Annotated in this window: 18 protein-coding genes; 1 reads left to right on the top strand and 17 read right to left on the bottom strand. The window is 36.5% G+C overall.

Annotated features, from left to right (window positions below):
- Window positions 1–3 precede the first annotated feature (3 nt).
- The 12 genes from ytaF to ACK4M9_RS07730 form a co-directional block, all read right to left on the bottom strand.
- Window positions 4–639: a sporulation membrane protein YtaF gene (gene ytaF, locus ACK4M9_RS07785; RefSeq protein ID WP_409849104.1), complete on the bottom strand. Its 636-nt coding sequence runs from the start codon at window positions 637–639 to the stop codon at window positions 4–6.
- Window positions 640–733: 94 nt separating this feature from the next.
- On the bottom strand, window positions 734–1,564 hold the full coding sequence (gene mutM, locus ACK4M9_RS07780; protein WP_409849102.1) for a DNA-formamidopyrimidine glycosylase: 831 nt from the start codon (window positions 1,562–1,564) through the stop codon (window positions 734–736).
- 60 nt (window positions 1,565–1,624) lie between these two features.
- Complete coding sequence (polA, locus tag ACK4M9_RS07775) at window positions 1,625–4,240, bottom strand: DNA polymerase I (protein ID WP_409849201.1); 2,616 nt, start codon at window positions 4,238–4,240, stop codon at window positions 1,625–1,627.
- Window positions 4,241–4,449: 209 nt separating this feature from the next.
- A complete protein-coding gene (gene hflC, locus ACK4M9_RS07770) occupies window positions 4,450–5,379 on the bottom strand; it encodes a protease modulator HflC (protein WP_409849100.1) in 930 nt (309 codons plus the stop codon).
- The gene (hflK, locus tag ACK4M9_RS07765; protein WP_409849099.1) at window positions 5,379–6,362 is read right to left on the bottom strand and encodes an FtsH protease activity modulator HflK; all 984 of its coding nucleotides are present in this window, start codon (window positions 6,360–6,362) and stop codon (window positions 5,379–5,381) included. Before hflK ends, hflC begins: the two co-directional genes overlap by 1 nt.
- Before the next feature lie 328 nt (window positions 6,363–6,690).
- Entirely contained in the window at window positions 6,691–8,466 is a 1,776-nt protein-coding gene (pnpS, locus tag ACK4M9_RS07760; protein ID WP_409849097.1) for a two-component system histidine kinase PnpS, read from the bottom strand.
- The gene (locus tag ACK4M9_RS07755; protein ID WP_409849095.1) at window positions 8,459–9,178 is read right to left on the bottom strand and encodes a response regulator transcription factor; all 720 of its coding nucleotides are present in this window, start codon (window positions 9,176–9,178) and stop codon (window positions 8,459–8,461) included. The genes pnpS and ACK4M9_RS07755 overlap by 8 nt, the downstream gene beginning before the upstream one ends.
- A gap of 228 nt (window positions 9,179–9,406) precedes the next feature.
- A complete protein-coding gene (locus ACK4M9_RS07750) occupies window positions 9,407–9,886 on the bottom strand; it encodes a MaoC/PaaZ C-terminal domain-containing protein (RefSeq protein WP_409849093.1) in 480 nt (159 codons plus the stop codon).
- 285 nt (window positions 9,887–10,171) lie between these two features.
- Complete coding sequence (gene mdh / locus ACK4M9_RS07745) at window positions 10,172–11,110, bottom strand: malate dehydrogenase (RefSeq protein ID WP_409849091.1); 939 nt, start codon at window positions 11,108–11,110, stop codon at window positions 10,172–10,174.
- Window positions 11,111–11,277: 167 nt separating this feature from the next.
- A complete protein-coding gene (gene icd / locus ACK4M9_RS07740) occupies window positions 11,278–12,549 on the bottom strand; it encodes an NADP-dependent isocitrate dehydrogenase (RefSeq protein ID WP_409849089.1) in 1,272 nt (423 codons plus the stop codon).
- Between the two features lie 180 nt (window positions 12,550–12,729).
- The gene (citZ, locus tag ACK4M9_RS07735; RefSeq protein WP_409849087.1) at window positions 12,730–13,845 is read right to left on the bottom strand and encodes a citrate synthase; all 1,116 of its coding nucleotides are present in this window, start codon (window positions 13,843–13,845) and stop codon (window positions 12,730–12,732) included.
- 372 nt (window positions 13,846–14,217) lie between these two features.
- Window positions 14,218–14,691 carry a DUF441 domain-containing protein gene (locus ACK4M9_RS07730; protein ID WP_409849085.1) on the bottom strand — a complete coding sequence of 158 codons (474 nt, stop codon included), beginning with the start codon at window positions 14,689–14,691 and terminating at the stop codon, window positions 14,218–14,220.
- A 311-nt stretch (window positions 14,692–15,002) separates the two neighbouring features.
- Between ACK4M9_RS07730 and ytvI the strand changes: the two genes are divergently transcribed.
- Entirely contained in the window at window positions 15,003–16,115 is a 1,113-nt protein-coding gene (ytvI, locus tag ACK4M9_RS07725) for a sporulation integral membrane protein YtvI (RefSeq protein ID WP_409849083.1), read from the top strand.
- Window positions 16,116–16,148: 33 nt separating this feature from the next.
- On the opposite strand, the gene ACK4M9_RS07720 is transcribed toward ytvI, so the two are convergent.
- From ACK4M9_RS07720 to accD, 5 genes are all read right to left on the bottom strand, one after another.
- Window positions 16,149–16,544, bottom strand: coding sequence for an FxsA family protein (locus ACK4M9_RS07720; RefSeq protein WP_409849081.1), 396 nt, complete (start codon window positions 16,542–16,544; stop codon window positions 16,149–16,151).
- A gap of 210 nt (window positions 16,545–16,754) precedes the next feature.
- Entirely contained in the window at window positions 16,755–18,509 is a 1,755-nt protein-coding gene (gene pyk / locus ACK4M9_RS07715) for a pyruvate kinase (protein WP_409849079.1), read from the bottom strand.
- 118 nt (window positions 18,510–18,627) lie between these two features.
- Window positions 18,628–19,587 carry a 6-phosphofructokinase gene (gene pfkA / locus ACK4M9_RS07710; protein WP_409849077.1) on the bottom strand — a complete coding sequence of 320 codons (960 nt, stop codon included), beginning with the start codon at window positions 19,585–19,587 and terminating at the stop codon, window positions 18,628–18,630.
- A gap of 203 nt (window positions 19,588–19,790) precedes the next feature.
- The gene (gene accA / locus ACK4M9_RS07705; protein ID WP_409849075.1) at window positions 19,791–20,768 is read right to left on the bottom strand and encodes an acetyl-CoA carboxylase carboxyl transferase subunit alpha; all 978 of its coding nucleotides are present in this window, start codon (window positions 20,766–20,768) and stop codon (window positions 19,791–19,793) included.
- Window positions 20,769–20,795: 27 nt separating this feature from the next.
- The gene (gene accD / locus ACK4M9_RS07700; RefSeq protein WP_409849073.1) at window positions 20,796–21,638 is read right to left on the bottom strand and encodes an acetyl-CoA carboxylase, carboxyltransferase subunit beta; all 843 of its coding nucleotides are present in this window, start codon (window positions 21,636–21,638) and stop codon (window positions 20,796–20,798) included.
- Window positions 21,639–21,694: the final 56 nt, after the last annotated feature.

Genomic DNA, 21,694 nt, shown 5'->3' with positions numbered 1-21,694 from the left:
TAATTACAGTCGAAATATTCCTAACACAATAAGTAATAATCCCGGAATGAAAGAAAATTTACGCATCATTTTTGAGTCTGAAAATACATACCCACTCTTCATCCCTAAGGTAACACATAACGCACTCATTAGGGCAACACTTAATGCCATAAACATTGGTGAAAAACCTATTAATGCAGCTCCAATACCAGCTCCAAAGGCATCAAGGGATAGAGCAATTCCCAAGAAAAAAGCTTCTCTTCCTGTGATCGTGCCTGAATTATCAAAATCGGCAACCATTGGTTTGCGGAGGATCTTAATAACGACGCCTAAAACTTTGATTTCAAAGTTTAGGATTACTTCATCTTCATTACCTTTTTCATCCCTTTTTGCTGGACGATAAATTTGGTATAGTGCCCACGCACCAATGATGATTAATATTAGACCACCAATTGTTTCTGCGACCGCTGGTGATAAATACTTAACGACTAAGCTACCAATACTCATGGCGATGAGGATTGATATCGCTGAACAAGAAGCAATAAAGAGTAATGACTTAAAGGGAAGCTTCATTTTCCTTAATCCATAAGTTAAACCAACGCCAAAGCTATCCAAACTAACTGCTAATGCTAATAATAGTAAGGAAAGAAATTCTACCATATCCAAAAGCTCCTTCCAACCACTGATAGGATAGTATATGGTCGGAGCCCATCCAATGTACTTACTTTTTTATGGTGGAGGTTTCTTTACAGTATTATTTATATTTTTGGCATTTAGGACAATAGTGAGTGCCTCTTCCTCCAACAACTGTTTTTTCAATTGGAGTCGTGCAAACCTTGCAAGGCTCTCCCTTTCGACCATAAACGAACAGTTGCTGTTGAAACATTCCCATTTCCCCTTGTCCGTTTACATAGGATTTTACAGAGCTACCACCTAAATCGATGGCTTCTTTTAAAGTTGCCTTTATTTCTTTGTGTAATTTCTTTATTTCTCTGTCTGATAAATCAGTGCCGATCCTTTCTGGATAAATACCGGATCTAAAAAGCGCTTCATCTACATAGATGTTTCCTAAGCCCACTAGTTTCGATTGGTCTAGTAAGGTAACCTTTACTTTTCTGCTTGTTCCTTTGAATAGCTCCTTAAGTGTCTTCGCTTGAAATTTATCATCAAAAGGTTCAATCCCTAATTGGGCTAATGGCAGATTATGCTTTTCCTCCCCTTTTAAAAAAAGGTGCATCGTACCGAACTTCCTTACATCTCGGTACCTAAGCTCTGTCCCATCTGTAAAGGTAAAAATGACATGTGTATGTTTATCAATGTCTTCATCCTCAGAATGTAGACCATATCTTCCTTCCATACGGAGGTGTGAGACGAGCACATAATCATCTAGAATGAACTTTAAAAATTTAGCCCGCCTTTCAATATTGGTTATCGTTTGACCAATTAATAAATGACTAAACTGCGCAACATCATCTGGCCTCTTTATGATCTTGCCCCAATGAACCGTAATACCCTTAATCGTCTTGCCAATTACTAGTTGTTGTAATGTTCGCTTCACCGTTTCAACTTCTGGTAATTCCGGCATGAGATCACCACTTTCTTTTTATTATCGGAGTTAAGGATTACATAGCTAATACATTTTCAATTATTTTGCGTCATACCAAGAGCTGCCGTAGGCATAGTCAACTTTTAAAGGAACCTTTAAGTCGATAGCTGACTCCATTACTTCAGGCACGATTTCTTTCAGTCTTTCTAGCTCGTGTTTTGGTGCTTCAAAAATCAACTCATCGTGTACTTGCAACAGCAATCTTGCTTCTAATCCTTCTTGTTCAATTCGTTCACTAATATTCACCATTGCTTTTTTTATTATGTCTGCTGCCGTCCCCTGGATTGGTGTATTCATAGCTGTTCGCTCTGCAAAACTTCGCAAATTAAAATTACGACTAGTAATTTCTGGGAGAAACCTACGACGATGCAATAGCGTCGTTACATATCCATTTTCCCTTGCTTCTTGAACAATATTGTCCATATAGTCGCGAACACCTGGGAAGCTTTCTAAATATTTTTCGATAAAGGTTCCTGCTTCTTTTCGAGTAATACTTAAACTTTGCGACAACCCATAATCACTAATCCCATAAACGATACCAAAGTTTACAGCCTTAGCATGACGACGCATTAAGTCCGTGACAGCATCTGCTTCAACGTGGAATACGTCGATTGCCGTTCTTGTATGAATATCCATTCCTTGATTAAAAGCCTCTATTAAATTCTCATCATTTGCAATATGAGCTAGGACCCTAAGCTCAATTTGAGAGTAATCTGCAGCAAACATGATCCAGTCCGGGTTTGAGGGAACAAATGCTTTTCTAATTTTCCGTCCTTCTTCAAGTCGAATTGGAATGTTTTGTAGGTTAGGTTCAGTGGAACTTAACCTTCCTGTTTGAGTCAACGCTTGATTAAACATCGTATGAATTTTGGCTGTATCGTTATGAACAACCTTTAATAAACCTTCTATATAAGTTGAATTTAGTTTTCCCAGTTGGCGGTAATGAAGGATACTAGGAATGATCTCATGTTTATCCGCTAGTTTTTCTAATACTTCTGCAGATGTTGAAGCTCCTGTTTTTGTTTTCTTAATTACCGGTAGATTAAGTTTCTCAAAAAGAACTTCTCCAAGCTGCTTAGGAGAATTAATATTAAACTGAATTCCAGCAAGTCCATGAATTTCTTGCTCAAGCTTCTTTAATTGTTCAGTTAAGTCTTTTCCGATGTCTTGTAATTGCCCAATATCGACCTTAACCCCAGTCATCTCCATCTTCCCTAAGATAATCGATAAAGGCATTTCTAAATCATAGAAAAGTTCCTTTAACTGATTATCCGTTAGCTCTTCATGAATTTCCTGCCTTAACGTATAGATTATATTTGCTTTATTTACGAGGTGTTCTGCTAATATTTCAGTAGTTGGACAGCATCTTTTTGCGCCTTTACCGTAAATTGTTTCATCGGTAGCCACCATGCGCTTTCCTTTACGATTCGCAATATCAGCTACTTCATGAGACGCAGCAGATGGGTCTAGGATATACGAAGCGATTAGAAGATCAAAATTAATTCCTTCCAGCTCAATTCCCTTCCATCCTAATGCGACAACTGCGCGTTTCGCATCAAAAACTGCTTTTTTAGCGTCATTATTTCTAGCCCACGTTCTAAATTCATTACTCGCTAAAGCTTGTTCTATTGTTATAAAATAACGGCCATTCTTATTCACAATAGCTAGTCCTAGAATATCTGCTTCATGGTAATTTTCCGCTAACACTTCAACGACTAGAGCTGATTCATCGGTAAGCATCTCTGGAGTAATATTACTAGAGATTGTAAGCTCAAGCTTTTCGATTTCTTCCTCTAATTCAGGTTCAACCGTACCAAAGCGCTCTATTAATGAGTGGAAATCGAGCTCCTTAAATAAGGAAATAACCTTCTTTTCATCGTACTCTCCAAAAAGAAGTTCTTCTTTTTCGATTTGATGTGGGACCTCACAAAAAATAGTCGCAAGCTCCTTACTCATTAATGCCTTTTCTTTATTTTCAGATAAGTTCTCTTTTAATTTCTTTCCTGAAATTTCGTCAATAGATTTAAGGACTGTTTCAACTGAGCCAAACTCTTTTAACAATTTAATCGCCGTCTTCTCACCAATCCCTGGTACTCCAGGAATGTTATCAGAAGGATCACCCATTAGACCTTTCATATCAATAATTTGTCTAGGGGTCAGGCCATATTTTTCATTAACGAAAGCCTCATCATATGTATCAACATTTGAAATGCCTTTTCTCGTTAGTGCAACTGTAACTTTAGGTGAGACAAGTTGGAGTAAATCTTTATCACCAGAGAAAATCTTCACTTCCCACTCCTCTTGTGCCCCTACTTCTTTTGCGATCGTTCCAATAATGTCGTCTGCTTCATAGTTTTCTAATTCAAATCGCTTTACTGAGAAAACATCTAAGAGCTCACGTATTAGTGGAAATTGTTCTGAAAGCTCTGGTGGTGTTTTTTGTCTGCCACCTTTATATTCTTCGAACGTTTTATGTCGAAAAGTCGTTTTCCCCGCATCAAAAGCAACGAGCATATGTGTAGGTTTTTCTTCTTCAATAATCTTTAAGAGCATTGTTGTAAAGCCGAAAACCGCATTTGTATAAACACCTTTATCATTATTTAAAAGCGGCAGAGCAAAAAAAGCTCGATAAGCAATACTATTACCATCAATCATCACTAATTTTTTCGTCAAGACTACGCACCTCAATCAATTCTAAATTTCTACTTATAGTTTATCATGTTTAATCAACAAATAAAAAAAAGACTGTCCAAAAACAAAGGATCTGACACACTTGGCACCCAATATAGACATATGATAAATCGGTACGTCTATAATTAGTAGTAGCGGCGTAGTGTCAGACACTTTTTGGACAGCCTCCTCTTTTAGTCTGTGTACCCCATTAAGATACGAGCATAAGGAGAATTTGCCGGAAGAACAATAACCGTTTGATCGTTTATTGTTTTCTCATAGCTAATAAGTGTTCGATAAAGATTATAGAATTCAACATCTCTACCAAAGGATTCATTATAAATTTGCGCAGCTCCTGCTTCACCCTCACCAATAATTTCATTGGCGTCAGCATTTGCCTTTGCAACAATTTCTTTAACTTCACGATCTGTATTTGCTCGGATACGGTTTGCTTCTGCATCCCCTTGCGATAAATAGTCTTGAGCAATCGAATTACGTTCAGATATCATCCGACGATAAACGGCTTGCTCATTTTCTTCAGGTAAGTCCGTACGTTTCATTCTTACATCCGTAACGGAAATCCCATAATTATCTCTTTCTAATAATTCGTTTACTCTTTCTAAAATACGATCATTAAAACTCCCACGCGAAGACTGCTCTTCATTAATAATCTGGTCATAATCTAACTGACCAAGTTCTGCACGGATAACTGAGTAAATAAAGTTCATCATAATCATTTCGGCACGGTCGATCGTTTGTGCACTTGAAATCATTTGTTGAGGGTTATCGATTCGCCAAATTGCATAATTATCAATAAGAATTCTCTTTTTATCACGGGTGTTAATTTCTGTTGGTTCTACATCTAAGATCATTTGTTTCTTCGTTAACGTTGAAACTGATTGAATAAAAGGAACTTTAAAACTCAAACCCGGTTCTTGCTTAACATCAACAACTTCACCAAATTGTCTAACTACTTTAAACTCCCCCTGCTCAACAATGAACAAGTTTGATAGGATAATCATAAATAACCCTAATAATATAACTAAGACAATTCCTAGTTTTGAATACTTCTTCCATTCGTCTGTTGGCTTTCTCTCGCTGAAATCAATAATTTTATCGCTCATTAGCTCCCACTCCCATCGCTAGGTTTAGTAGTATTAGTTGCGGGTGGATTTACTTCCGTCGATCTTTCAAGTGATCGAATCGGCAAATACTTCACTGTATCACTACTGCTGTCCATAATATAAATTTCTGTATCTGGTAAAACTTTTTCTAATGTTTCTAAAACTAAGCGACTTCTCGTAACTTCAGGATTTATTAAATATTCATTGTATAAAGCATTGAACCTTGCTACATCACCACGAGCTCGTTCTAAACGCTCAGTTCTTGTTCCTTCAGCTCTTGACATAATCGCGTCTTGTTCACCTTTTGCTTCATTCATTTTTTGATTACGATATTTAGTAGCTTCGTTAATCTTTGTTAAACGTTCTTCCCTTGCATCGGTAACTTCAGTAAACGCTCGGCGTACATCCTCATTTGGTAGTTCAACATCTTGAAGTTTTACGTCCATAACCGAAATTCCAATATCATATTTTTCAATTAACTCAACTAAGTAATCCCATACTCGGGCTTCAATCGCAGGACGTTGGTCAGTTAAAGCATCATCAATCCTAGAGCTTCCAATTACACCACGAAGTGATGCTGACGTTGCACTGAATAAAATTTGCTCAGGGTCATTAGAGTTAAATAGAAACCTCTCTGGGTTTGTTATTCTCCATTGCACAACTAAATCTGCTAGTAAGATATTTTCATCTCCAGTGATCATTTTCGCTTCGTCTCGATACTCAACTACTTCACCATTTTTTTCATCGTAACCTACAGTTGTTGTAAAAGTCCCTCTCGATAATATTTCTACTCTTTGAATCGGCCAAGGCAACTTAAACTTTAAACCTGGCTCAGTAATATGCTCATCCACTTTACCAAAGGTAATTAGCGCTGCCTGTTCTGACTCATCAACTATATACCATCCTGTCGTTAAAAACAGAGCTAATATTGCAATTGAGATGAGCGAAAGGAAGCCAACTATAATCTGCTTCACAGTAACCATGAACGTTCCCCACTTTCTACGTTATATTTTTATGTTCCGTTACCAATTATACTTACGTATGAACAAAAATAAAAGTTTCATAACTTTCCAGTTTCCGTCAATATTTTTTTAAAATACAATTGTCTACAAACTAAAAGCTTCTCCTTGTAACTACTCTGCCTTGAAAACATAAAAAAAGAGGAAGCCTAGGGCTGTCCTCTAAGAAAGGGGGGCTGTAAGACAATTAGTCGCTTTTTAGCGTTACGTTGCTTACTTTGCAATTCATATCCATAATATACTCTTTTAATATTAAATCAGTATAGAGAAGTTGTTAATATTTTGTAAAGCTTTATTGTTTCATTTGTTCTTTATTGAAATTTATTGTAAATTTAGTCCCTTTACCGACTTTACTTTCTACAGCAATTTCTCCATGATGGGCTTCAACTAAGTGTTTAACGATGGCAAGTCCTAACCCAGTGCCACCCGAATTTCGACTTCTGGCCCGGTCGACACGGTAAAAACGTTCAAACACTCGAGATATCTCCTCTTTTTTTATACCAATCCCAGTATCCTCAACAGTAAATAAAACTCTCTCTTTTAAATTTGAAATAGATACCACGATCTTTCCATCTTTTGGCGTATACATAATTGCATTATTAATTAAATTAATCATAATTTGTTTAATTCTTAATGGATCTCCATCAATAACATCGGCCCCGTTGTTATTTTTGGTTATAATAATTCCCTTTTGTTCTGCCTTATTGCTGAGCATCATGATGACATCATCGGCTAACATATTTAAATCAACCCGTTGCCAATTTAGTTGAAACTGACTATGTTCAATTTTTGACAAATCTAATAAATCTTGAATTAAGCTTTGGAGCCTTTCGGATTCATCCCAGATAATTTTTAAGAAGCGGTTTCTTAAGGCCTTATCTTCAGCAGCTCCATCAAGTAACGTCTCCGTAAATCCTTTCACAGAAGTAACGGGTGTTTTTAATTCATGAGATACATTAGCAACGAAGTCTTTTCTGATTTGTTCAAGTCTTTTTAATTCGGTAATATCGTGAAAAACTAGAACAATTCCTTTTAGCCGTTCTTTTCCACCACTACTAATAATCGGTGCGCCATAAACATCAAAATGACGCATCTCCATTTGAATCGGTAAAATAATTTGTTTTCTTTGGCCTTTTTCTGTTAAAAAAATCTCTTGGACAATTTTGACGATTTGTTTATGGGGAAGGACGTTATGATAAACCTTATCAAGCCAATGGTCAATGTCCTCTTGAAAGATTGATTTACATGATTTATTAACAAGACTAATCTCACCTTTATAATTAATCAATATGAGTCCGCTACCCATGTTTTCAATAAGTGTTTCAAGTCGTTCTTGTTGCACTTGATACGTTTTTGTAACTTCGTCCAAATTTTGGGCAAGTACATTAAGCGAGCGACTTAGTTGACCTGTTTCATCATTTTTCCCACGAGTAGCTCTCGCTTTAAAATTACCTTTAGCGAGCTGGTTAGCAACAGTCGTTGCCTCTTCAATTGGTTTGGCCATTTCATTTGAAATTCGCGAACTAAGGATTATGATGAGCAGAAAAGCGATTGAAAAGCTGAAAAAGATTAATCCCCAAATCTTTTTATAAATTTCGTCTAACATGTTAATTGGTAATCCTAAACGCACATAACCGACTAATTCTTCATTCTCTATAAGTGGTACCGCATAAAAAAGCAAATCAGCTGCTACTGTGTCACTAAAACGGATCGCTCTTCCCTCGCCTTGCTCTCTCACTTCTATAATTTCAGGTCTTGAAAGATGATTTTCCATTAGCGTCGGATCTCCATTTGTTTCTGCGATAACCTCTCCAGTAGCGGTAATTACAGTGACCCTCGCTGCAAGTTGTTCGCCCATTCCAGCTACAATTACAGATAATTCAGGGTGTTGCAGACCTGTTTCAAGTACACTTATGGCGACAATTTTTGCTTCTTTAGAGACCCTCTCACTAAGTTGTTCAAAATAGAATTCTTTAAAAAGCTGACCTAGGAGCAACCCTAACCCTACTAAAACAGAAAAAATCGCAATAAGTAAAGAAATCGTAAGTTTATTTCTATATTTATTCATTTAGAACAGGTTCCTCTAATTTGTAGCCTAAACCACGAATTGTTTTTATATAGATCGGCTTTTTGGTATTTGGTTCAATCTTCTCTCGCAAATGGCTAATATGGACATCTACAATTCTTGTATCTCCTACGAATTCATAATTCCAGACCGCATTAAGAAGTTGATCTCTAGTCAAGACACGACCTTTATGATTAGCTAAATATAATAATAATTCGAATTCTTTAGGAGTTAATTCAAGTTGACTCCCCTTATAGAACACCTCATAATTTTCAGGAAAAATCTCAACTTCACCGATCTTCAATAACGTATCTGAATTGCTCTCAACTGCTTTCACCTCTGTAATGGATCCGACACGACGGAGAATGGCTCTAGTGCGCGCCACAACCTCTCTTGGACTAAATGGTTTAGTCATGTAATCATCAGCGCCAAGTTCGAGTCCCAGTACTTTATCAAATTCATCATCTTTTGCAGTCAACATTAAAATCGGTACACCTATCTTATTTTGTCTTAACTGTTTACAGACTTCTAAACCATCCATTTCAGGGATCATTAAATCTAGAATAATTAGATCAAAATTTAATTCACTCGCTTTTTCAAAGGCGGTTTTACCATCCATAGCAGTTTCAACTTCATAACCTGCTTGTTCTAAATTAAATTGCAATAATGTAACAATAGATTCCTCATCATCAACTACCAATAGTCTTTGACCCATATATTTGCCCTCCCAATAGTCCCATTATAGCTATGCATAGACTCTCTACTATTCTTTTGTAAAGAATATTACTTTAACTTTAATAGTACTACCTTTTAAGTTTTTATACAAAATAGTTATTGTAAATTTTATGTAAAGGTTTTGTTTAGTTAAAATCCAAAAAAAGTGGCAAGAACCGTTGCAGTTCTTGTCACTTTCTTAGATTAAATTCCTTATTGAAGATTTACGTCAAAAGTTCTCAAAAGCACCAGAATTATATGCAATCGGCTTTAACTCGTAAGGTGGACAAATTCCTATAGTACCTTCGACAACAACCGATCCGAACTCGTCTTTGCCTTCAATTTTCAACTCTAAATAATGATCCTCTTCGTTAACAACAGTTGTTTCAAATAACAACGTTAATGACCCATAATGAAATAACGGTTTTGGGAAGCTTATATTTTGATTGACAATTGTACTACCAGGTCCGGGTAAATATTTAGATATAGCTGACGTAATAATTCCTGTAATCATAATTTGTGGGACAATTGGTTTTTGGAAAGGGGTTTGTGAAGCATAGTCATGTTGAATAAAAATAGGATTTGCATCATCAGTTAAACCTAAATACAATAGGATCTCTTTATCCTCAATTTTCTTCGTAAGTTCTAACTTTTCACCAACCTTAATAGAATCAATTTTTCTACCTAATCTACGTTTTTTATTAAACATAGCGCAAACCTACTTTCTTCTGTATTTGCTTCAGTGTAGAGAGATATAAAGCAATCAAAGTACTAGTATATATTCTATACGATTTAAAGCGCTTTCAAACCGAAGTAAATAAAACTCCTGTTTATGAGAAAAGCTTGCCTTACAGTAATTGTCTTGAAATTACACATCTCTGTGAAGACAATTACATCAGCAAGCATTTCTTCAAACCCTAACAAAACTTGGCTTTAGTATCGAAATTAATTTACGTTGCTACATTAATTAAATATTATGTAGCAATGTAACGTTTTAATTTAGGACAGTCATCACATTTTTAACGGAATCGACAGACTTTTGTAGAGCAGCTTTCTCATCATCTGTTAACTCTAACTCAATTATTTTTTCAATTCCGTCTCCACCAATAATAGTTGGAACGCCTAAGTATAAATCAGAAAATCCATATTCCCCTTCTAAATAGGCGATCGTTGGGATAATACGTTTCTTATCTTTTAAGATCGCTTCAACCATTTGAACGATGGAGGCTGCTGGTGCATAATATGCACTACCATTCCCTAGTAAATTAACGATTTCTCCGCCACCTTTGCGAGTGCGTTCGACAATTTGCTCTAAACGCTCTGCTGGGATGAGTTTTTCTAACGGAATTCCACCGGCATATGAGTAACGGACTAATGGAACCATATCGTCACCATGGCCACCAAGTACAAAGCCAGTTACATCTTCAACTGATACATTTAACTCTTGGGATACGAACGTACGGAACCGTGCTGTATCTAATACACCAGATTGACCAATAACACGATTTTTTGGAAACCCTGATTCTTTAAAAACTGTGTATGTCATTGCATCTACTGGATTGGTCAGAACGACAATATAGCAATCTGGAGAATACTTCACAATTTCTCTCGTTACCTTTTTCATAATTCCAGCATTTGTATTGACTAAGTCGTCACGACTCATGCCTGGTTTTCTGGCTATACCTGCAGTAATTACAACAATGTCAGAGCCGGCTGTATCTTCATAGTTTGAAGTTCCAACGATGTTTGAATCAAAGCCTTGAACTGGACTAGCTTCTAACATGTCTAATGCTTTCCCTTTTGTAGGGTTATCCATTTGCGGAATGTCAACTAAAACTACATCTCCTAACTCCTTTTGAGCAACCATCAATGCAGTTGTCGCTCCAGTGAACCCCCCACCAATAACTGAAATTTTTCTCCTCTTAATTGCCATTTGTATCGCCCCAATCCTTTTATTTTCGCAACCAAACTAGAAAAACATCTCAAAATATAAAAGAGAAGGATGACTCAAAAGGAGGAGTTTCTCCACATATAACAAATGTTCTTTGCCATGGAAGTAAGCCTTATTTCTTTTGAGTCAACCTATCTAATTTCTTGTTATTAGTCCATGTTATTAATTAATGCATTAGCAAACTCAGAGCATTTTACTTCTGTTGCACCTTCCATTAGACGAGCGAAATCATAAGTTACAACCTTTTCGCTAATTGTCTTATCCATTGATGCCATAATTAAATCTGCCGCTTCGTTCCAACCTAAATGACGAAGCATTAATTCCCCTGATAATAAAACAGAAGATGGATTTACTTTATCTAAACCTGCATATTTAGGAGCAGTACCATGTGTCGCTTCGAAAATTGCATGGCCAGTTTCATAATTAATGTTTGCTCCAGGAGCAATACCGATCCCTCCAACTTGAGCAGCAAGTGCGTCAGAAATATAATCTCCGTTTAAGTTCATTGTAGCAACTACATCAAACTCTTTTGGACGAGTAAGAATTTGTTGTAAGAAAATATCTGCAATCGTATCTTTAATAATAATCTTCCCTGCAGCTTCTGCATCTGCTTGAGCTTTGTTTGCAGCTTGTTGACCTTCCTTTTCAACGATTTCATCGTACTGAGCCCATGTAAATACTTTATCACCAAACTCTTTTTCTGCTAATTCATAACCCCAGTTTTTGAAAGCACCTTCAGTGAACTTCATAATGTTCCCTTTATGAACAAGAGTTACACTCTTACGGCCTTCTTTCAATGCATATTCAATCGCACCACGTACTAAGCGGAATGTTCCTTCCTCAGAAACTGGCTTAACGCCAATACCAGAAGTTTCAGGGAAACGGATGTTTTTTACACCCATTTCGTTTCTTAAGAAGTCAATAACCTTTTGTGCTTCTGGAGAACCCTTTTGCCACTCAATACCAGCATAAATATCTTCAGTATTTTCACGGAAGATAACCATATCTGTATCTTCTGGTCGTTTAACAGGAGATGGAACACCATTGAAATAACGAACAGGTCGTAAGCACGTATATAAATCTAATTCCTGACGAAGTGCTACGTTAAGTGAACGGAAGCCTCCACCAATTGGAGTTGTTAACGGACCTTTAATTGCAATAATGTATTCACGAACAGCTTCTAACGTTTCGTTTGGTAGCCAATTCCCAGTTTGATCAAACGCCTTTTCCCCAGCTAAGATTTCTTTCCAGACAATTTTCTTTTCGCCATTATATGCTTTCTCAACAGCAGCGTCTAAAACACGAGAAGCCGCAGCCCAAATATCAGGACCGATCCCATCCCCTTCAATATAAGGAATTACCGGATTATTAGGTACGTTTAAAACTCCATCTTTTACAGTAATTTTTTCGCCATTTACCATTACTATTACCTCCTATTTGATATCATGTTCTAGAAATTATGTAATGGGAGATATGAGTACGTCATCATTGATGGTAGAAACATGAACATTTACGTGCCAAAACTACCTTCAATGTGTAGCTCATATTTTGTAATCTTTCATTTCCTTTGAAAGATTACCGTGTCTCCCGAACACATCAGATTAACGTTGTTCCATTGGAATGTAGACTTGCTTGTCTGGACCAATGTACTCCGCGCGTGGTCGGATTAAACGATTATTACTAAACTGCTCTAATATGTGAGCAATCCAGCCCGACATTCTACTAATAGCGAAGATAGGTGTAAACAAGTCATGTTTTATACCTAGGCTATGATAAACACTAGCAGAATAAAAATCTACGTTAGGTAAAAGCCCCTTTTCGCGAGTAACAATTTCATTGATTTTAGAAGACATTTCATACCATTTTGTTTCACCAGTGATAGTTGTTAATTTTTTCGACATTTCTTTTAAGTGTCTTGCGCGAGGGTCTCCATCTTTGTATACTCGATGCCCAAAGCCCATAATCTTCACTTTATTATTTAAAGCATTCATTATATATGGTTCTACATTGTCAACATCGTCTATTTCCATGAGCATAGCCATTACTCTTTCATTTGCTCCACCATGTAACGGTCCTTTTAAGGCACCAATGGCTGCTGTAATTCCTGAGTACATGTCAGAGAGTGTAGCAACACATACACGTGCTGTAAAAGTTGAGGCATTTAATTCATGATCAGCATGAAGAACTAGTGCTTTATTGAAGACATCAATTGATAATTCATCTGGCTCTTCTCCGTTAAGCATGTATAAAAAGTTGGCTGCAAATCCTAAATCTTTTCGAGGGGCAACAGGCTCTTTTCCTTCACGAATACGTGAAAACGCTGTCACGATTGTTTGTACTTGAGCTTGTAATTTAAGTGCTTTTCGTCTATTTGCTTCGTCGGATTGGTCATCAGCTTCTGTGTCGTACAATCCTAAAATTGAAATGGCTGTTCTTAATGCGGCCATTGGATGAACTTGATCAACAGGATACATTTTCATTTGATCAATAACACCTTGTGGAAGTTCTGCATACCCTGCTAAATCCTCTGTAAGTTGTCTCAATTCCTCTTCGTTAGGTAGACGTCCGTTCCAAAGTAGAAAGATAACTTCCTCAAAGCTTGCATTATCTGCTAAATCGTCAATACCAAAACCATGATACGTTAATACACCATCAATAATTGAACTTACGCTCGACGTTGTTGCAACAACACCTTCAAGACCACGAGTTGTACTCATTTTCTCAACCTCTCCTTTACAAATAGAATGTTTCTTTAACTTTAACAAAGACGGCCTTTCAAAAATCCCTAAATGCAGTTGTTGCCGACAGTTTTAAATGTCTATTAATCTTTTATCCAAAAGCGTAAGATTTCTATTGTAAAATATTATCTTGTTCCTTTTTGAACATATTGTTCCAAAACGTCAGCATTGATAAAGTGGTGTTGTTAGGTCTTTTTGAAATTACTCTTCTTTTTTAGAATAGCACTATGTACAAAAAGAGTTTTTCTAACCAATTTCAATTATAAACATATTTCACAGTTTTGTGAACTTTAATTTGAAAATAAATTCCGACTATTTTAATTCTTGTGAAAACTTTCACGGACGTTTGCTCTACGAACCTAACGAGGAAATAAAGGCAACTATCCTCATTGCCATATAAGCAATTCCAGCACCTATTAATGGCCCGACCGCAACTCCATTAAAGAGAGCAACCGCAAGAATGGTACCTAAAACTAAAGCGGCAGTAATATGTGGATCTGTTTGCAACAGTTCAACACCACTAGCTGCAATGACAGCAACAAAGATGCCCGCACCTAAGGCAATCCAGGCATAAGATGATTTCGTTGAGTCAATGAGTTCCTTAAAGCCAATTTGACCAGTCATAATTGGGACAAGGACCGCAATCGTAATAATAGTGACGCCGACCTGTATTCCCTTCTGTTGAATGAACGGAAAGGCTTTGTCACCTAATCCTACCCATTTTAAAAGAAGGAGAACAACTACTGCAATAATTAAAGATTGATTTTTTGCAATAATTCCAATTACTAATAAAATCAGCATAAAAAACGTTGCTTGTGATATCAAGAGTGATGCATCCTTCCTTGGTAGGCCTAACTAATTTTATCTTAACATATAATTCTAACTTTCGCCAAGATTCAAGTCTTTATTGTGTCAAATTTTCGAATTTAATGAATTTCATAATTCTATATTATCGCCATTTAGATACTATATGCAGTTGCGTAAAACCACTCGCAACTACATATAGTTTGATATGGCTCGTTTTTGTTAAATTATGAAATTCACTCAAATAAGAAACTATCAAAACCTCTCTTCTAAATAAATAAAACAAGCCATACATATATACTATAGTTATTTTTTTATAAGGAGGTTGGAAATTGACTTCTGATTACTTCCGTACTATATTTAGACTCCTTTTCGTCTTACTAATCATTTGTTGTATGATCCTAGTTCTATTTTTCGCTTTTAAAACGGCATACCCTTTTATTTTTGGACTTGCAATTGCTTTCTTTATAAATCCGCTTGTGAACTTTTTCCAGGAAAAAGCGCGCTTATCAAGATGGCTATCAGTTGCAATCGTGCTCATTTGCCTACTTGCAATTGCAATTGCGATAATTACAATATTAATTTCTGAAATCATCATGGGGACTAATTACTTGTCACAATCGGTTCCAATTCACTTTCAAACACTAATTTTTAAGTTTCAGGATTTATTCACTGGGAAAATAATGCCTCTTTATGATCAAATATCAACTATATTTTATTCTTTAGATAGTGATCATCAAGCAACTATTTTAGCTTATATTGAAACTATCACTATTCAAATTACTTCTAACGTAAGTTCATTAATTCAATCTGTTCTGACTGGGGTCTCAGAATTTTTACTAAGCTTACCTAATCTTGCTTCTGTTATTATTTTTTCTTTATTAGCAACATTCTTTATTAGTAAAGATTGGTACAAATTAGTATTCATCTTTCGAAGACGGCTTCCTACTGTTATTGTTGATAGAACAAAAGATGTTATGATTAATTTAAAAAAGGCCTTTGTTGGGTATTTATTTGCCCAACTAACTCTTATCTCCATTACATGTTTTATCGTTTTATTTGGTTTAATAATCTTAAAAGTAGATTATCCAATTACCGTGGCTATGATCATTGCCATAGTCGACTTACTTCCATACTTAGGGACTGGCTTAATCTTTATTCCATGGATTTTTTATACTTTTTTTTCTGGTCAATTACCACTAACAATAGGTTTATCAATATTGTATGCGATCATCGTTGTACAAAGGCAGATTATGGAACCGAAAATTTTGTCTTCAAGTATAGGTGTTGATCCATTAGCTACGTTAGTTTCACTTTTTGTTGGATATAAGATTTTTGGGTTTTTAGGATTAATAATAGGACCGATTACTCTCATCTTCGTTCAAACGTTACACAAAGCCAATGTTTTTCGCGATTTACGAAACTATATATTAAAAAACGGTTGAGAGACGTTGTTTGTCTTTCAACCGTTTTTTCTATTACTTACGATTAATGAAAATAATTGAACCATTTTGCAACATTCGATCAAATAATCTTTGGAAAAACCCCTTAGCAATTGCTCTAGTATTAGGAATAAGAAGAAAAAAACCAAGAGCATCTGTAAGAAATCCAGGTGTCAGTAAAACAACGCCACCAACTAAAATACATAATCCGTCTAGAATAACTCCACTAGGAATTTGTCCTTGCTGCAATTGAAGTTGCGCCAGGCGAATTGTATTTATTCCCTCTTTCTTAGCTAACCATGCTCCTAGAATTCCTGTAAAAATGATTAAGATAATTGTCAAAGGAATTCCTATTGTATTACTCGAAAGTACTAAAATTCCAATTTCTAATGCTGGGACAACAATTAATAATAAAATAAATAATTTTAGCATAAGAGTACTCCTTTACAAGAAAAGCTCTTTATATTATATGCTAGTCCATAACAATATGCTAATTATTTTAGAAAAGGAGACTATCCCAAATGAAATATCAGTCACCTCTCCTACTATAAATAGATTTTGTATAAACATACTCTTCTATCTATAGTATGACTTCGCGGTGCTCTGACACTAATGGGACAGCCTCCACTTTCTTTAAAGTTCTTATAAAATACTTGTTTGTCCTTTGTAAATATTACCTCTAGTAGCGTCTACAGTAATTTGATCTCCGTCTTCAAACTGATCAGTAGCGCGGTTAACCCCTACAACAACTGGGATACCTAAATTAATACCAACAACAGCTGCGTGACTAGTTAAGCCACCTTCTTCAGTAATGACTGCTGCCGCTTTCTCAAAAGCTTCCATCATGTCTTTGTCAGTCCCCATCGTAACAAGGATAGCCCCTTCTTCCATTTTGGCTATAGCGTCACTAGCAGTTTTAGCAACAACAACTTTTCCTGTTGCAGTTTTACGACCAATTCCTTGTCCTTTAGCAACCACTTCTCCAATAACGTGAACTTTCATTAAGTTCGTAGTACCAGTTTCACCAACTGGTACTCCAGCAGTAATAACAATTAAGTCACCGTGTTTGATAAACTCTGTTTTTACTGCCTCTTGAACAGCGATTTCAAGCATTTCATCAGTTGAACTAGCTTTTGTACCTAAGTGTGGATGAACTCCCCAAGCAAGTGCTAGCTTACGGCATACAGCTTCGGAATGTGTTACTGCAACAATTGGTGATTTCGGACGGTACTTAGAGATCATTCTTGCCGTATGACCACTCTCAGTAGCTGTAACAACAGCTGCAGCTTCTAAATTTAAAGCTGTGTGGGCTACAGATTGGCTGATAGAATCTGTAATTGTTTTTTGGCTTTCTCTACCTTTTCTTTTCAATAGCTCTTCATACTTTAATGCTGACTCAGCTCGAAGCGCAATTTTGTTCATTGTTTGTACAGATTCAACAGGATAAACACCCGCCGCCGTTTCCCCTGAAAGCATAATTGCATCAGTGCCATCAAAGATTGCATTCGCAACATCACTTGCTTCTGCACGCGTTGGGCGTGGGTTACGTTGCATTGAATCTAACATTTGTGTAGCTGTGATAACAGGCTTTCCAAGTGAGTTACATTTTTTGATTAAATTCTTTTGAACTAATGGTACTTCTTCTGCTGGAATTTCCACACCTAGATCACCACGAGCTACCATTAACCCATCAGATACTTCTAATATTTCATCAATATTATCGACACCCTCTTGGTTCTCTATTTTCGGGATGATGTGAAGATGGCTTGCATTATTAGTTTCAAGAAGCTCACGAATTTCTAAAACGTCTGATGCGCGACGAACGAATGATGCTGCGATAAAGTCTACACCTTGCTCAATTCCAAAACGGATATCATTAGCATCTTTTTCAGTAATTCCAGGAAGCTTAACACTAACATTAGGAACATTAACACCTTTTTTATTTTTGATTGTTCCACTATTTAAAATCTTTGTTCTTAATTCATTTGATCCAATTTCAATGACTTCAAGCTCGATCAAGCCATCGTCTAATAAAATTTTTGAACCAACCTCTACGTCGTCAACTAAACCTGAATACGTAATTGAAAATTTCTCTGCAGTACCTAGTACTTCTTCCATTGAGACGGTAACTTCATTTCCTGCTACTAGTTCCGCTACACCATCAACAAAGTTGTTTGTACGAATTTCTGGTCCTTTCGTATCAAGTAAAATAGCCACATATTTACCTGCTTGGGCAGCAGCCTCTCGAATTGTCTTAATTCTTGCACCATGCTCTTCGTAATCACCATGAGAGAAGTTTAAACGAGCAACGTTCATACCAGCATCGATGAGTTGTGTTAATTTTTCTAAACTTTCACTTGCGGGACCAATTGTACATACTATTTTTGTCTTTCTCATTATGAAAAACCTCCTGCTTTCGTAAATAACTTAAATAAAAGTTTTATTTTAATCTATTTCGTTATACTATAAGGTTGCTAATTGATATAAAGTATGTCATAATTTAAGCATAATTAATTTAAATGGATAATTCCTTTGATAATTGGTACATTTCTTGATCAACTGCATGTTTCTTTGCTAGTGCTTCTTCAATATCATGTGAAACAAGTACGTTTTTCTCGATCCCAACCATTTTTCCTGCTTGACCTTCTAGTAATAATTCGACAGCCTTCGCACCTAGTCGACTTGCTAACACACGATCTGCTGCGGTAGGAGAGCCACCACGTTGAATGTGACCTAATACAGTTACTCTTGTTTCTAGGTTTGTTTGTTCTTGGATCATTTTACCAATATCCATTCCACTGCCAACACCTTCAGCGACTACAATAATACTATGTTTTTTTCCACGAGCATGTCCACGCTTTAAACGCGTAACCACTTCATTCATATCATAGTCTTCTTCTGGTATTAAGATCGTTTCAGCTCCATCCGCAAGACCTGACCAAAGAGCAAGATCACCTGCATCACGACCCATTACCTCAATAACATATGTACGTTCATGCGACGTTGCTGTATCACGAATTTTATCAATTGCCTCAATGACTGTATTTAAAGCCGTATCAAATCCAATTGTAAAGTCTGTTCCAGGTATATCATTGTCAATAGTTCCAGGAACACCAATACATGGGAAGCCATGTTCTGTTAATTTTTTTGCACCTTGGAAAGAGCCATCGCCCCCGATAACAACCAACGCTTCAATACCAAATTTCTTTAATTGCTCAATGCCCTTCATTTGACCTTCTAGTGTTTTAAACTCTTCACAACGAGCCGTGTAAAGCATTGTACCACCACGTTGAATAATATCTCCTACCGATCCAATTTCTAATTTCTCAATTTGACCAGAAATAAGACCTGCATAGCCGTAATAAACTCCATAAACCTCTAAATCGTGGAAAATCGCTTTCCGAACAACTGCTCGAATTGCTGCATTCATTCCTGGAGAATCTCCACCGCTTGTTAAAACTCCAATTCGCTTCATGCATATTCACCTCTCTACATTTTAAAAATAATTCTAGTATTAGTTAATGTACTAAAAGTACGTAAACCATTCATTGATTATAAAATAGTTTTTAACACTAGTTATTTTCTTTACGAATTTAAAATAACACTTCTAAACCATTATGACAATAGACTATAAACGCAAACAAAAAGCCTTCTCTATACTTAGAGAAAGCCCAATCCTTATTTGATGCTAATGATATCGTTTACATTGCCATATTCGCCGATTTTGTTAAATTTTTCGTAACGATGCTCAATTAGCTCTTTTTCTGTCAAATCTGCTAACTCAGTTAGGGATTTTTCAATCATTTTCTCGATCTGACTAGCCTGTTCTTTTATATTACGATGGGCACCGCCTCTTACTTCAGGTATGATCTCATCAATAACATTAAGAGCTTTTAGATCAGGGGCTGTAATCTTCATCGTTTCGGCAGCTCTTTGAGCTAGGCTAGCATCCTTCCAAAGAAGAGCTGCTGCCCCTTCTGGCGAGATAACAGAGTATGTAGAGTTTTCTAGCATATGAACATGGTTTCCTACACCTAATGCTAAAGCGCCACCACTACCACCTTCTCCAATAACGATACAAATGATTGGAACTGCAAGTCCTGCCATTTCTAACAAGTTTCTAGCAATTGCTTCACTTTGACCTCGTTCCTCAGCTGCTATTCCAGGATAAGCACCTTTTGTATCAATAAAACATATAATTGGCCGCTTAAATTTTTCTGCTTGTTTCATTAGTCTTAGTGCTTTGCGATACCCCTCTGGATGCGGCATACCAAAGTTACGGCGTAAATTTTCTTTCGTGTCTTTCCCACGCTGATGTCCAATAACAGTGACAGCTTTCCCATGAAATTTGGCAATTCCAGCAACTATTGCTTCGTCATCGCCATATAGACGGTCTCCATGTAGCTCAATAAAGTCTGTAAACATATAAGATATATAGTCCAATGTAGTTGGTCTTTCACTATGACGAGCAATTTGTACTCGATCCCAAGGCTTCATATTTCCATAAATATCGTTTTCTAGCTGTTCTAGTCTTTCCTCAAGCTTCAAAATTTCTCCGGATAAGTCAATCCCTTTATCAACGGTGAATTTTTTTAATTCTTCGATTTTCGTTTTAAGTTCTGTTACTGGTTTTTCAAAAGGTAATTCATTAGCCATGTTCTACACCTCCTTTTTTATGATTTTTTAACTATGAATATCTATGATTGTTGTTAGCATTTGCTTCATTTCTAAACGGGAAACAACTCTATCTAACTGACCATGTTTCAGTAAAAATTCTGCCGTTTGAAAGTCATCCGGTAATTCTTGTCTTATGGTTTGCTCAATAATTCTTCGACCAGCAAAACCTATTAAAGCACCTGGTTCCGCAAAGTTATAGTCTCCAAGAGAAGCAAAGCTAGCCGATACACCACCAGTTGTAGGATGTGTCATAATTGAAATAAAAAGGCCACCTTCATTATCAAGCTTTTTTAAAGCCGCACTCGTTTTCGCCATTTGCATAAGGCTTAGAACACCCTCTTGCATTCTAGCACCTCCCGATGCTGAGAAAAGTATAAATGGTGCTTTTATTTCAATGGCTTTTTCAATCGCTCTAGTAATTTTCTCACCAACAACTGACCCCATACTCCCCATTCGAAAACGAGCATCCATGACTGCGATGACAACATTCATGTTTGCTATTGATCCTTGACCAGAAACGATCGCTTCGTTTAAACCAGTTTTTTCACGATCAGCATTTGTTTTTTCAGGATAGGTAGGAAATGATAACGGATCTTTTGAGACCATATCCCGATCCAATTCAACAAAAGTTCCCTCATCCACTAGGCTATCAATTCTATCATAGGCTGTCATACGATGGTGATAGCCACAAGAATCACATACATATAGATTTTTTTTCAATTCCTTCGTATACATAATTGTTTTACACTTTGGACATTTCGTCATAATCCCCTCTGGAATATCCATTTTTACTTGGTCCGAAGGAATGGTAGCATACTTCTTTTTCTTAGAAAATAAGTCTCTTAACACAGTTACACCTCTCTTATGGACAATCCTTTGAAATTTTCATAAATCATATCATATAA

It is taken from the genome of Anaerobacillus sp., from assembly GCF_046314235.1.
Lineage (GTDB): Bacteria > Bacillota > Bacilli > Bacillales > Anaerobacillaceae > Anaerobacillus.
The sequence above is the reverse complement of the archived record's forward strand: the minus strand, read 5'-3'. Positions and strand labels throughout refer to the sequence as shown.